6 protein-coding genes are annotated in these 13,838 nt (G+C 69.7%); 2 read left to right on the top strand and 4 right to left on the bottom strand.

Annotated features, from left to right (window positions below):
- Nucleotides 1–36 precede the first annotated feature (36 nt).
- The 4 genes from AOM45_RS17585 to ssb form a co-directional block, all read right to left on the bottom strand.
- Nucleotides 37–4,974 (bottom strand): NAD-glutamate dehydrogenase, encoded by a 4,938-nt coding sequence (locus AOM45_RS17585; RefSeq protein ID WP_030468210.1) that lies wholly within the window; start codon nucleotides 4,972–4,974, stop codon nucleotides 37–39.
- A gap of 335 nt (nucleotides 4,975–5,309) precedes the next feature.
- Nucleotides 5,310–9,695, bottom strand: coding sequence for a hypothetical protein (locus tag AOM45_RS52155; protein ID WP_051783569.1), 4,386 nt, complete (start codon nucleotides 9,693–9,695; stop codon nucleotides 5,310–5,312).
- A gap of 18 nt (nucleotides 9,696–9,713) precedes the next feature.
- Complete coding sequence (ettA, locus tag AOM45_RS17575) at nucleotides 9,714–11,390, bottom strand: energy-dependent translational throttle protein EttA (protein WP_030468212.1); 1,677 nt, start codon at nucleotides 11,388–11,390, stop codon at nucleotides 9,714–9,716.
- A 265-nt stretch (nucleotides 11,391–11,655) separates the two neighbouring features.
- Nucleotides 11,656–12,069: a single-stranded DNA-binding protein gene (gene ssb / locus AOM45_RS17570; protein ID WP_081902183.1), complete on the bottom strand. Its 414-nt coding sequence runs from the start codon at nucleotides 12,067–12,069 to the stop codon at nucleotides 11,656–11,658.
- Between the two features lie 237 nt (nucleotides 12,070–12,306).
- On the opposite strand from ssb, the gene AOM45_RS17565 reads away from it, so the two are divergent.
- Together AOM45_RS17565 and AOM45_RS17560 are read left to right on the top strand one after the other, a co-directional pair.
- The gene (locus AOM45_RS17565; protein ID WP_030468214.1) at nucleotides 12,307–12,912 is read left to right on the top strand and encodes a TetR/AcrR family transcriptional regulator; all 606 of its coding nucleotides are present in this window, start codon (nucleotides 12,307–12,309) and stop codon (nucleotides 12,910–12,912) included.
- The gene (locus AOM45_RS17560; RefSeq protein ID WP_030468215.1) at nucleotides 12,909–13,832 is read left to right on the top strand and encodes a daunorubicin resistance protein DrrA family ABC transporter ATP-binding protein; all 924 of its coding nucleotides are present in this window, start codon (nucleotides 12,909–12,911) and stop codon (nucleotides 13,830–13,832) included. Before AOM45_RS17565 ends, AOM45_RS17560 begins: the two co-directional genes overlap by 4 nt.
- Nucleotides 13,833–13,838: the final 6 nt, after the last annotated feature.

The raw sequence follows: 13,838 nt of genomic DNA, 5'->3' as shown, positions 1-13,838 counted from the left end.
GCGGACCGGTATCCGCTGCGCCCCGGTCTGCACGTACTAGCGAACCATGCTCCGCACCTGGCGTGCGGCGACGGAGAGCGTGGCCAGGTCCAGCTGGTGGGCCCGGTTGATCTCCTCCAGCGCACCGCGCGAGCGGGCCAGGCGGGAAGCGTTGGCCTGCTCCCACTTGGCGATCTTCTCGGTCGGCGTGTCGCCGTCGTCGCTCGCCCTCAGCACGTCGATCGAGATGGCCCGCAACGACGAGTAGAAGTCGTCGCGCAGAGCCAGCCGGGCCAGGGCGTGCCAGCGGTTCCCGCGCTCCAGGTTCGTCACCGAGTCCAGCATGTGGTCGATGTCGAGGTGGTCGGACAGCGCGAAGTACACCTCGGCCGTCTCCCGGTGCGAGCGCTCCGGGCCCGCGCCGCCGGTCGGCCCGAACTCGCGTTCGGCCAGCTCGGCGATCTCGGTGACGTCGAGCAGGCCGTACATGTACAGCAGCGCGGCGACCTTGCGGGCCAGCTCGGCCGGGACGCCCTGTTCGACGTACCGGTCCGCCTTGCCCGCGACCACGTCGTACTCCTTGCCCTGCAACAGGTCGAAGGCGTACGGGCTGAGCCCCTCGACCACGCCGCGGAAGCGGTTGATCGTCGAGCCCACCGCCAGCGGCTGCGGGCGGTTCGACAGCAGCCACCGCGACGCGCGGTCGAGCAGCCGGCGGGTCTCCAGGACCATGCTGTCCTGGACCGCCGTCGGAACCACGTTGTCCAGCGCCTGGATCTCGCGCCAGATCGCCGGCAGGTCGAAGACCTCGGTCACGACGGCGTAGGAGCGGACCGCGTCGGTCGCCGACGCGCTCATCTCCTCGGCCAGCCGGAACGCGTAGGACACGCCGCCGCCGTCGACGACCTCGTTGACGACCACCGTGGTGATGATCTCCCTGGCCAGCGGGTGGTTCGGGATGGCAGTCCCGAAACGCTCGCGCAGCAGGGTCGGGAAGTAGTCCGGCAGCTTGTTCTTGAACGTGTCGATCGTCGGGATGTCGCTCGCGAGCAGCTCTTCCTTCAGCGTGAGCTTGGTGAAAGCGAGCAGCGTGGCGAGCTCGGGCGAGGTGAGGCCCTCGCCGTTCTTCTCCAGCGCCTTGAACTCCGCCGGGCTCGGCAACGCCTCCAGCTCGCGGTTGAGCGCACCGCGCTGCTCGAGGTCGGCCGTGAGCCGCGCGTGCACCGACAGCATCGGGGCGGCGTGCGCCCTGCTGACGCCGAGGACGTTGTTCTGCGAGTAGTTGTCGGCCAGCACGAGCTCGCCGACCTCGTCGGTCATCTCGCCGAGGACCTCGTTGCGCTGCTGCTGCTCCAGCGAGCCCTCCCGGACCAGGTGGTCCAGCAGGATCTTGATGTTGACCTCGTGGTCGGAGCAGTCGACGCCCGCGGAGTTGTCGAGCGCGTCGGTGTTGACCTTGCCGCCGCTGCGCGCGAACTCGATGCGGCCGCGCTGGGTCAGGCCCAGGTTGCCGCCCTCACCGACGACCTTGACGCGCAGGTCGGCGCCGTTGACGCGGATCGCGTCGTTGGCCTTGTCGCCGACGTCGGCGTGCGACTCGGTCGACGCCTTGACGTAGGTGCCGATGCCGCCGTTCCAGAGCAGGTCGACCGGCGCGAGCAGGATCGCCTTCTTGAGCTCCGGCGGCGACAGCTTCTCCACGCCCTCGGCCAGTCCCAGCGCGACGCGGGCCTGCTCCGAGATCGGGATCGACTTCGCCGACAGCGGGAAGACGCCGCCGCCCTCGCTGATCAGCGAGCGGTCGTAGTCGTCCCACGACGAGCGCGGCACGTTGAACAGCCGCACCCGCTCGGCGAACGAGGTGGCCGCGACGGGGTTCGGGTCGATGAACACGTGCCGGTGGTCGAACGCGGCCACGAGCCGGATGTGCTCGGACAGCATCATGCCGTTGCCGAACACGTCACCGGACATGTCGCCGATGCCGACGACGGTGAACTCCTCGGACTGCGTGTCGACGCCGAGCTCGCGGAACGAGCGCTTCACGCTCTCCCACGCGCCCTTGGCCGTGATGCCCATGGCCTTGTGGTCGTAGCCGATCGAGCCACCGGAGGCGAACGCGTCGCCCAGCCAGAAGCCGTAGCTCTGGCTCACGCCGTTGGCGATGTCGGAGAACGTCGCGGTGCCCTTGTCCGCGGCCACGACGAGGTACGTGTCGTCGCCGTCGTAGCGCACGACCTGCGGCGCGGGCACGACCTCGTTGTTGATCAGGTTGTCGGTGAGGTCGAGCAGGCCCGAGATGAACATCTTGTAGCAGGCGATGCCCTCGGACATGAAGTTCTCGCGGTCGATGCCGGGGTCGCCCGTCGGCGGGACCGGCTTCTTGACGACGAAGCCGCCCTTGGCGCCGACCGGCACGATCACCGCGTTCTTCACGGCCTGTGCCTTGACCAGGCCGAGGATCTCCGTGCGGAAGTCCTCACGGCGGTCGGACCAGCGCAGACCACCACGCGCGACGCTGCCGAACCGCAGGTGCACGCCCTCGACCCGCGGCGAGTACACGAAGATCTCGAACTTCGGCCGCGGCGCCGGCAGGTCCGGGATCGCCTGCGGGTCGAGCTTGACCGACAGGTACGGCCGGGAGTTGCCGTCGGCGTCGCGGAAGAAGTAGTTCGTCCGCAGCGTGGCGTTGATCAGAGCGAGCAGGCTGCGCAGGATCCGGTCCGCGTCGAGGCTCGTCACGTCGTCGATCAGCTTGCCGATCTCGACGACCATCGTCTCGGTGCGGTCGGCCCGCGTCGGCTCGTCCAGGCGCGGGTCGAACCGCGCCTCGAACAACGCGACCAGCGCGATCGCCACGCTCGTGTGACCGAGCACGGCGTCCTCGATGTAGTCCTGCGAGTACGGCGTGCCCGCCTGCCGCAGGTACTTCGTGTACGCGCGCAGCATCGCGGCCTGCTGCCAGGTGAGCCCGGCCTGCAGCACCAGCGAGTTGAACCGGTCGACCTCGGCCTCACCGCGCCAGACGGCGGCGAACGCGTTCTGGAACCGCTCGCGGACGTTCTCGAGGTCGGCCTCGGACAGCTGCGCGAGCGCGGCCTGGTCGATCCGCAGGCCGAAGTCGTAGATCCAGCACTGCACGCCGTCTTCGCGGGCGATCTCGTACGGCCGCTCGTCGACCACGATGACGCCCATGCGCTGCAACATCGGCAGCACGTCGGACAGCGTGATGCCCGCACCGGTCACGAACAGCTTGAAGCGCCGCTCCCCCGGCTCGGCGTCCTCGGGCACGTAGAAGACCATGTCGAGGTCGCCCTCGACGAGCTTCTCGATGCGCCGGTAGTCCTCGAGACCCGTGGAGGCCGGGAAGTCCTCCTTGTAGGCCTCCGGGAAGACCGAGGCGAACCGCTGGCCCTGTTCCGTGGCCGACTCGGCGCCGAGGTCGTCGCCCCCGACGGCCTCGACCATGCGGTCGTCCCAGCTGCGCACGGCCTCGGCGAGCTTGGCCTGGATCGCGTGGACGTCCGGCTCCAGCGTGCGCGCGGGGTCCGTGTGCACCATGAAGTGCACGCGGGCCAGCGCCGACTCGCCGATGCGCGCGCTGTACTCGAGGTTCAGGCCACCGAGCTCGGCGAGCAGCACCTCCTGCATCGCGAGGCGGCTCGTCGTCGTGTAGCGGTCGCGCGGCAGGTAGACCAGGCACGAGAAGAAGCGGCCGAACGGGTCGCGGCGCAGGAACAGCCGCAGCCGCCGCCGTTCCGCGAGAGCGATGACGCCCGTCGTGGTCTGGTACAGCGTGTCGCTGTCCACCGAGAACAGCTCGGTGCGCGGGTAGTTCTGGATCACCTCGAGCATCCGCTGGCCCGAGTAGGACTGCAGCGGGAAGCCCGCGCGGTGGATGACCTCGCGCACGCGGCGCTCGATCACCGGGATGTCGAGCACGTCCTCGTGCAGCGCGGTGGTGCTGAAGATGCCCAGGAACCGGTGCTCACCGGAGACGTTGCCCTCGGAGTCGAACGTCTTCACGCCCACGTAGTAGGGGTAGACGCTGCGGTGCACGCTGCTCTGCGCGCTCGCCTGCGTCAGCACCAGCAGCTCGGGGCTGAGCGCCTGCGCGCCGTTGTCCGGCCCGGCGGTGAGGCTGCGCGCCGCGAGGCTGTCCTGCCGCAGCACACCGAGACCACTCGCGAGCACGGCCCGCAGCGCCGGTTCGCCGTCCTCCTGCACCAGCTCGTACTGCCGGTAGCCCATGAACGTGAAGTGCCCGTCCGCGAGCCACTTGAGCAGCTTCGCGCCGTCCGTGGTGTCCTCGGACGAGTCCTTCTCCAGCTCGTCGGCCAGCTGCAGCGCCGTGGTCACCATGCGGTCGGTGTCCTCGACGACCTCGCGGACGTCGGTGAGCACCGTCAGCAGCCGGGTCTCGAGCTCGCGGGCCCGATCGGGGTCGGTGATGAGGTCGACCTCGATGTTCATCCACGACTCGGCCAGCGCATCAGCCGGCGGGTCGGCCGGATCCGCGAGCGGCAGCACCTCGGTGCGCTCACCGGTGACCGGGTCACGCCGCACGACGACGATGGGGTGCACAACGCGCTGCACCTGCACACCGCCCCGCGTGAGCTCGGACGCCACCGAGTCCACGAGATACGGCATGTCGTCCGTGACGACCTGGACCACGGTGACAGGACACTGCCACCCGTCGGTCGCCCGCGTCGGGTTGAGGATGCGCACCGCGGCGCGTCCGGGAACGCGGCTCTCGGCGAGCTGGTAGTTCGACCGCACCGCTCCGACCAGGTCCACCGGGTCGTCGTCGTTGACTTCCTCGGCGGGCACGTGCCGGTAGAAGAGGCGGATCAGATCAGCGAGTTCGGGGGCATTGGCGGCGGCCCGTTCGATCAGCTCGTCACGGACCTGCTCAGGACTGGCCGATCGACTGTCATCACCCGCGGCGGGTACCGCGGAGACGTCGTCGGTTCGGGTCGGGGCTCCAGTCGAGGTCATCTTCAGGCGACTCCACGCTATCCGGCACCTCTGTGTGCCGGGTCCGCCCCCACCCTAGATGGGGTGAGGGCCGTCACCGGCAACGGGAGGGGCACTGTCGAACCACTGAATCGAGGGCTGAATCGAGTCACATCATCAGTCGTGACAACACATTCCGCATCGCGGGCGAGCCAGGAACGCGGCTGGTTCGGACGGTCCGCAACCACCCGATCCGTGGCACACAACAGATCACGGGCCCGGCGTGACACGACCGCCGAACCGAGGAACTCACCCACCCGCCCGCTCAGGCGCGCGCGGGCGAGTTGGGCAAGGCTTGAGGTGTGGCGCTGACCACCTCACGCCCCCGGCAACGTCCACCCGGCGGGCCCGTCCGGGCGAACGGGACGGATGGGACCGGTCGTCTCGCTGTCCGGGGCGGCGCCCACGGGGACGATCGGGCCGGTCTTCTCCTGCTCGGACTCGGCAGGTGGAGCCGTGGTGGCGTTCGCTTCCGGCTGGGGGGTGAAGGGTTGGGAAGCTAAGGGCTGCGAGCCGAAGGTCTGCTGGCTGAACGGCTGCTGGGTGTAGGGCTGCTGTTCGGCGAACGGCTGGGCGAAGGGCTCGGCCGCGGGCTGTGGGACGTAGGGCTCGGCCGCTGGCTGTGGCACGAACGGCTCGGCCGCGGGCTGTGTCAGGAAGGGCTCAGAAGCGGGCTGCGGCACGAAGGGCTCGGCTGCGGGCTGTGTCAGGAACGGCTCAGCTGTGGGTTGAGGGGTGAAGGGCTGCGGCTCGGCCGAGGGCTGCTCCGGGAGGAAGTACGACTCCGAGCTCAGCCGGCTGTCACCTGTTTCCCGCGGTACCTGCGGGGACCCGAACGACGGACTCGTCCCGAAGGCGTCCGAGCTGGGCAGGGCTTCGGCCGCGGTGTCCTGCCGCGTGCCGAAGGACTGGCCGGTGCCGAAGTACGAGTCGGAGCTGGGCCGGGCCTCCGCCGAGGAGTCATCCGGCTGCAAGCTGTACGTAGAGCCGAAACCTGAGTCCGCGGCCGGGCGAGCGTCCGCCGTCGACTCCGTTGAGAACGGCGGCAAGCCGAAGCGAAAGATCGAGTCGGAGTTCGACTCGGCATCCGACCCGGACTCCGCCGACTCCTGCGAGCCGAACGACGTCTCCGACACCGCCGACGCCTGCGACGAGCCGAACGACTCCCCTGGACCAGCCGCGGAGTCCGCGCCGGCCGGCTCGGAGGCGGTTTCGGCGCTGGACCCTGATTCGCCGGCCGACCAGTCCGCGGGAGACAGGTCGGCGGCTTCGAGCTGCTCCTCGTCCGAGCGACGGCCTGTTTCGTAGGCCACCAACGCCTCGGCGAGCAGATCCGCGAGGCTGAGATCGCTCGGCCTGCGACGGCTGCTCGGACGGCCCGCCCGGCCACCGGACTCGCCTGCCTGCTCGCCTGCCTGCTCGCCTGACGGCGTGCTGATCGGTGTGGTGGGAGTGGCGTCTGCCGACTCGCTGCTCGCTTGAGCCGACGCGTCAGGAGACTCGGAGCCCGTGGCGAAGAAGTCGTACTGCGGGGTCGAGTCGGAGCCGCCGGCGAAATCTGGTTGGGCTGACCCTTCCGGCACCGTCACACCTGGCTTGGTGGCGGAGTCGGGCTGTGCACCGAACCCGGTCTCGGAGCCGATGCCGGACTGACCGGTCGAGTCGGGCTGCGCTCCGAACCCGGCTTCGGAGCCGAAGCCTGGTTGGGTCGCCGAGTCCGACTGCCCGCCAAAACCAGCCCCAGAGCCGAAGCCGGATTGGATCGCAGAGTCCGGCTGCGCACCAAAACCGGAGCCGAAGCCGGGTTGGGTCGCCGAGTCCGACTGCCCGCCAAAACCAGCCCCGGAGCCGAAGCCGGACTGGCCAGCCGGGTCGGGCTGTGTGCCCGGAGCCGGGTCGGAGCCGAAAGCGGGCTGGGTGCCGAAGCCCGTCTGGGTTCCGAAGGTGGGCTGGGTGCCGAAGGTCTGCGTGCCGAACGTCGGTTGCGTGCCGAAGCCGGGCTGGGTGCCGAAGGTGGGTTTTTCGGCCGGGTCGGGGCGGGGTACCGGGACCGTCGGGACGTCGTCCTCCACGTCCGCGGAGCTCAGGAAGGTGCTCGACATCAGGTCCGGCTCGGAGGGCTGCGGGATCTCGTCCGGCGTCGGCACCGACGGGATCGGGTCCGGGACGGGCGGCAGCGGTTCGCGGTCTGGTTCCGGCTCCGGTGAGGCGGCCGGCTTCGGGGTGCTGAAGTCGAGTGAGCTGAAGTCCAGGTCGGGGAGCTTGCGCTCGTCCGGGTCTTGCGGAGCGGAAGGGAAGCCCGATGCCGGGGTGTGCGGCGGGTAGGCCGGCTCGTCCAGGTGGGGGCCGAAGTCCGGGGCCGCCGGCGGGCGGGCGAACGCCGCGGACAGGCCCGAGCGGCTGGGACGGTCCGGGGTGCTCTGGTCGCCGAGGTGGTTCGGCTGGTCCTCCGCAGACGTGTGGGCGCCGGCCGAGGCGGCGAAGGGTTTCTGCGGTTCTGCGGCCGAGTCCTCCTGGCGGAGGCGGGACGGGGGTTCCACCCGCCACGACGGGGTGCCGGACGGCGACTCGGTGTCCTTCGCCCGGCGACGGCCGCCGGCTCGCAGGCCCTGGGCCTTGAGCATGTCGAGCACGCTTTCCGGCTGGGACGCACCGGTTTCCTCGCGGACGGCTTGCGCGCGCGCTGCCTCCTCGCGGGCGGCGGCTTCGCGTTCGGCGGCCTGACGCGCGACTTCCTGGTGAGCCGCTTCCTGGCGGGCGACGTCCCGGCGCACCGCCTCCTGACGGGCGGCTTCCCGGCGAGCCTCTTCCTTGCGAGCGGCCTCTTCGCGGGCAGCCTCCAGACGGGCCGCTTCCTGACGCGCGGCCTCCAGACGAGCCGCCTCCTGCCGCGCGGCCTCCTCGCGGGCAGCCGCTTCCAGACGCGCGGCCTCCTGACGGGCGGCTTCCTGCCGCGCGGCCTCTTCACGGGCGGCTTCCTGGCGGGCAGCCTCTTGGCGCGCGGCCTCCTGGCGAGCCGCTTCCTCCGCGGCCTGGGCTTCGCGTTCCGCCTGAGCACGTTGTTCTGCGCGGGCCTGGCGTTCCGCCTCGATCTGGCGGCGAGCCTCGCGCTGCAGCTCCATGAGCTGCTGCTCGACCTTGCGCTTGCGTTCCTGCTCGACGGACAGCTGCGGCGCCGACGGCTCCGGAGCGGGAGGGGTTTCGGCGACGGTGGTGGGCTGGTCGTCCTCGATCTCGCCAGCGGCCACACGGGCGGCGCGACGGCGGCCGCTCACCATGGCTCCGGCGGAGGCGATCAGGCCCGAGGCCGGGACGGTGCGATCAGAGGAAGAGGACGGGGATGCGGGTGGCAGTTCCACAGGTTCCGGGGTTTTGTCGTCGGGCTCGCCGAACGGCTGGACCATGCGCCACCGGTCGGCGGCGTGCTGGCGGGCCGCGGACAAGCCTTCCACGGTCATGTCTTCGGCGGCGCGGCGAACGCGCCTGTCCTTCAAGCCCTCGCCCTTGCGGACCTGGACAGGGCGCCACTGGCGCAGCTGTTGCTTCAGCGCGGCGGACAGCACGCCGTCGGTGACGGCGGGCATGCCCTCGACCGGGCGGAGCAGGCTCGCCAGTTGCTGGTGCAGGTCGGCCGGCTGTCTGTGGACACCGGAGAACTCGGCGGCGAGTCGGGCGCGCACCGCGTAGACGGCGCGGGCCCGGCGGCGTTCGGCGGCGTGGGCCGAACGCAGGTTGGTCAGCGCCTCAGCCAGTTCACCGGACACCTCGTGCACGTGAGCCAGCGCGAGCAGGCTTTCCGCCATCAGGGTGTCGAGCTGATGGCGTTCGGCGCTCACCGCGGCTTCGTGCAGCATCTCCCTGGCGAGTGCGACCCTGCCCGCGGGCAGGTGCACTCGGGTCGCCAGAGCCAGGCGCAGCCAGCCGGTGGTGGAGGCCGAGGGCGCGCGCACCGGGCGGTCGAGCAGCGGGGTGCCGGCCGCGCTCGCGTCGAGCAGGCGGTTCGCGTCCATCAACGCGAGCACCAGCTCCAGCGTGAGCCGGCCGAGCCCCTGGCCGCTGTCCGCCGACGGGTCCGCGAACCTGCTCAGCAGGTCGAGGCCTTCGCGTGCGGCACCGATGGCGGCGGCGATGTCGCCCCACCGCCGGTGCCGCGCCGCCTGCACCGCGCGGATCAGTCCGCGCAGCAGCAGGCGAGTGTCGTCGTCCAGCGTCGTGTCGGCGACGTAGAGCTGGTCCGCCTCCGCGAGCGCGAGGGTGGGTTCGTCACCGCGGCCGACGGTGACGAGGCATTCGCTGGCCTGCACCAGGGCCGACGCCCGCAGTTCCGCGGGCACGTCCGGCGCCTCCAGCACGGGCGTCACCGCCGCGAACCCCGTCAGCGGTGCGCCCACGGATCGCGCGCACGCGGCGAGCTCCACCCGCAGCAGCCACGCGGTCTCGTACTCACCGGCGGCCTCGGCCGCCTTCAACGCGTCGATCGCGCGGTCGGCGACGCGGACGCCGCGGCCGACGCGGTTGCCCGCGAAGACCACCAGCGACTCCGCCCGCAGGCGGTCGGCCTCGTCGTGACGGGCGGAGGCGAGCGCGAGTGCGCGCTCACCCAGCACCAGAGCGAGCTCCGGTGCGCGCCAACGCAGCCGCCAGGCGGGCACGACCAGCGTGCTCACCTCGACGTTCGCCTGCGTCTCGCCCCTCGCCGCCACGACGTCGCCGTTGCCCTCTCAGTCCCGTGTCAGCTTGCGATACGTGACACGGTGCGGGCGGGCCGCTTCGGCACCCATGCGCTCGATCTTGTTCTTTTCGTAACCTTCGAAGTTGCCCTCGAACCAGTACCACTGCGACGGGTTCTCGTCCGTGCCCTCCCACGCGAGGATGTGCGTGGCGACGCGGTCGAGGAACCACCGGTCGTGGGAGATCACGACGGCACAGCCGGGGAACTGCTCGAGAGCGTTCTCCAGCGAGCCCAGGGTCTCGACGTCGAGGTCGTTCGTCGGCTCGTCCAGCAGGATCAGGTTGCCGCCGATCTTGAGCGTGAGCGCGAGGTTCAGGCGGTTGCGCTCACCACCGGACAGCACGCCCGCGGGCTTCTGCTGGTCCGGGCCCTTGAAGCCGAACGCGCTGACGTACGCGCGCGACGGCATCTCGACGTTGCCGACGTGGATGTAGTCGAGTCCGCCGGACACGACCTCCCACACGTTCTTCTTCGGGTCGATGCCACCGCGGTTCTGGTCGACGTACGACAGCAGCACCGTCTCGCCGACCTTGACGTCGCCGGCGTCCGGCTGCTCGAGGCCGACGATCGTCTTGAACAGCGTGGTCTTGCCGACGCCGTTCGGACCGATGACGCCCACGATGCCGTTGCGCGGCAACGTGAACGACAGCCCGTCGATCAGCACCCGGTCGCCGAAGCCCTTCTTCAGCTTGTCGACCTCGACCACGACGTTGCCCAGACGCGGGCCCGGCGGGATCTGGATCTCCTCGAAGTCGAGCTTGCGGGTCTTCTCCGCCTCGGCCGCCATCTCCTCGTAGCGACCCAGACGCGCCTTGGACTTGGCCTGGCGGGCCTTGGCGCCGGAGCGCACCCACTCCAGCTCGTCCTTGAGGCGCTTCTGCAGCTTCTGGTCCTTCTTGCCCTGGACCGCGAGACGCTCGGCCTTCTTCTCCAGGTAGGTGGAGTAGTTGCCCTCGTAGGGGATCGCGCGGCCGCGGTCGAGCTCGAGGATCCACTCGGCCAGGTTGTCCAGGAAGTACCGGTCGTGGGTGACGGCGAGCACGGCGCCGGGGTACTGCGCGAGGTGCTGCTCCAGCCACAGGACGCTCTCCGCGTCCAGGTGGTTGGTGGGCTCGTCGAGCAGCAGCAGGTCGGGCTTGCTCAGCAGCAGCTTGCACAGCGCGACGCGGCGGCGCTCACCACCGGAGAGCTTGGTGACCTCGGCGTCCGGCGGCGGGCAGCGCAGGGCGTCCATCGCCTGCTCCAGCTGGGAGTCGAGGTCCCACGCGTTGGCGTGGTCGAGCTCCTCCTGGAGCTTGCCCATCTCCTCCATCAGCTCGTCGGAGTAGTCGGTCGCCATCAGCTCGGCGATCTCGTTGAAGCGGTCCAGCTTCACCTTGATCTCGCCCAGGCCCTCCTGGACGTTGCCGAGGACGGTCTTCTCCTCGTTGAGCGGCGGTTCCTGCTGCAGGATGCCCACCGAGTAACCGGGGGACAGGTAGGCCTCACCGTTGCCGGGTGTGTCCAACCCCGCCATGATCTTGAGCACGCTCGACTTGCCGGCGCCGTTGGGACCGACCACACCGATCTTCGCGCCGGGGTAGAACATGATCGTGACGTCATCGAGGATGACCTTGTCACCGTGCGCCTTGCGCACCTTTTTCATGGTGTAGATGAACTCGGCCATGGCGGCGATCGTAGAGCGGTGCTCGGAGGCTCCTGACCTCGGTCGCCGACAAGCCCGTGTTCACCCTCGGATCAAGCGTCACGCGAGTCGGTGACCTGCCCGTTCCGTTCGAACGTGAACGACTCTCGGCGATCGGTCCTCAGCGGCCCCGATCTACGAGCTTCCCTCCTTCGTGGATCGCAGTGCGTACATCTTCACCGGCGGCGCTGCCGGATCGGGTGGGATCGGGGAACTCTCGTGCCCGGTTGCCCCGAAGGGCGCAAGATCAAAACGGCACGGGTTCCTCGGCGAGATCGTGACTCACCCGCGGTTCAACGACGGGAGCGGAGCCGAGTGACTGCACACGGCTCAGATCCAGCCCGATGTGCGACGCGTCCAGGTTGAACACCGTCTTCTTCACGTCGTCCTTCTCGTACTGACGCATGCGCAGCTTTCCCTGGACGATCACGGGATCACCTTTGGACAGCGCGGTCTTCACGCTGTCGGCCAACTTGCGCCAGCACGACACGCCGAGCCAGAGCGTCTCGCCGTCCTCCCAGTCGCCGATCGCCGTGTTGTACCGGCGTTCGGTCGAGCTCAGCTGGAAGAAGGCGTTCGTCTTGCCGTCGTCGCCGAAGCGGTACGAGATGTCGCTCGCCACATGTCCAACGACGGTGACCAGCGTGGAATTCCAGGACATCGGGTTCTTGCCTCCAGGTCGTGGGGTTGCTGGTCCAGGTTGCTCCTGGAGGGGGCGGAGGGAGTGGGGTGGCCGGGGATCTGTGGATTACTCGCGGGTTGTGGACAGGTCGGGATCTTGGACCGCCTCGGACCGCGGAATTGTCGGAGGTGTCTGCTAGGGCGACGCTCGAGCCGGGCGAGTGAGTGAGCGCCCACTCATTGACATGAGTGAGGACTCACTCATACAGTTGCGGACGTGTCAGAGGAACCTCGCCGCCGCCGCGCCCCCGCGATGAGCCCGGAAGATCGCCGAGAAGCGATCGTCCAGGCGACGTTGCCGCTCGTCGTGAAGGCCGGCGCGAACGTCACCACCAGCCAGATCGCCGCGGCCGCGGGCATCGCGGAAGGCACGGTGTTCCGCGTCTTCAGGGACAAGGCGGAGCTGCTCGACGCGTGCGTCCAACGCGCGCTGCGGTCGGACGAGGAAGTCGCCCGCCTCGAAGCGATCCCGGCGGACATGCCGTTGGAGCAACGGCTGACTTCGGGAGTCGCCACGTTCAGCGGCTACCTCGACCGCATGTGGGGCCTCATCGGCACGTTGCGCGAGACCGGCTACCAACCGCACGACGAGGACCACAAGAAGCACAAGGGACCGCCGATCGGCATGCAGCAGCTGTCCGAGGCCGTGGCAGGCCTGTTCGGCGAGGAGGAGATGCGGGTCAGCCCCGATCTCGCCGCCCGGATGCTGCTCGGCGCCGTCTTCACCAACCGCATGGGCGCGGGCTTCGGCCAGACCACCGCCGAACCCGCGACCATCGTCGACCTTTTCCTGCACGGCGCACTCAAAGGGGGAGACAGATGAGTGAGCTCATGATCGAAGCCACCGATGTCAGCAAGAAGTTCGGCGACGTGCACGCGCTCGACGGCGTGAGCGTCACCGCGAAGAGGGGCTCCGTACTCGGCCTGCTGGGCCACAACGGCGCCGGCAAGACCACACTGATCAACATTCTCACGACGATGCTGCCGCCGTCCGGTGGCAGCGCGAAGATCGCCGGGTTCGACGTCGTCCGCCAGGGTCACGAGGTGCGCAGCCGGATCGGGCTGACCGGCCAGTTCGCGGCCGTCGACGAACAGCTGAGCGGCCACGACAACCTCGTTCTGATCGCCCGCCTGCTGGGCGCCAGCCGCAACCAGGCCCACCAGCGCGCGGACGACCTGCTGGAACAGTTCGACCTCACCGAGGCCGCCAAGCGCAACGCCAAGACCTACTCCGGCGGTATGCGGCGCCGTCTCGACCTGGCCGCCAGCCTGGTCGGCCGTCCCGAGGTGCTGTTCCTCGACGAACCGACCACCGGACTCGACCCGGCCAGCCGGCTCGCCATGTGGGAGATCGTCGAGAAGCTCGCTGCGGACGGCACAACCGTTCTGCTCACAACCCAGTACCTGGACGAAGCTGACCGGCTCGCCGACACGATCACCGTGCTGTCCAAGGGCAAGGTCGTCGCGTCCGGCACGTCGGCCGAGCTCAAGGCCCAGGTCGGCCAGCGCACGGTGACGGTGACGCTCGACTCGGCGTCCGATGTGGACATAGCGATGAAGGCCGTCAACGCCGTGGGACTCCATCCCGTCGTGGAAGGCCTCACGCTCACTACGCCCGTCAGCGCCTCACGGGACCTTGCAACGGTCGTGCGCGCGTTGGACGACAACGGCTTGGAAGCGCACGAAATCGGCCTCAAAGAGCCGACCCTGGACGACGTCTACCTCACTCTCGCCGCGAACTAGGGGGAA

It is taken from the genome of Lentzea aerocolonigenes (assembly GCF_000974445.1).
In the GTDB taxonomy this organism is placed as follows: domain Bacteria; phylum Actinomycetota; class Actinomycetes; order Mycobacteriales; family Pseudonocardiaceae; genus Lentzea; species Lentzea aerocolonigenes.
The sequence above is the reverse complement of the archived record's forward strand: the minus strand, read 5'-3'. Positions and strand labels throughout refer to the sequence as shown.

Bases quoted from the DNA above. Each gene is read 5' to 3' on its own strand.
- AOM45_RS17585 (WP_030468210.1), bottom strand. From the start codon at position 4,974: ATGACCTCGACTGGAGCCCCGACCCGAACCGACGACGTCTCCGCGGTA.
- ettA (WP_030468212.1), bottom strand. From the start codon at position 11,390: ATGGCCGAGTTCATCTACACCATGAAAAAGGTGCGCAAGGCGCACGGT.
- ssb (WP_081902183.1), bottom strand. From the start codon at position 12,069: ATGTCCTGGAATTCCACGCTGGTCACCGTCGTTGGACATGTGGCGAGC.
- AOM45_RS17560 (WP_030468215.1), top strand. From the start codon at position 12,909: ATGAGTGAGCTCATGATCGAAGCCACCGATGTCAGCAAGAAGTTCGGC.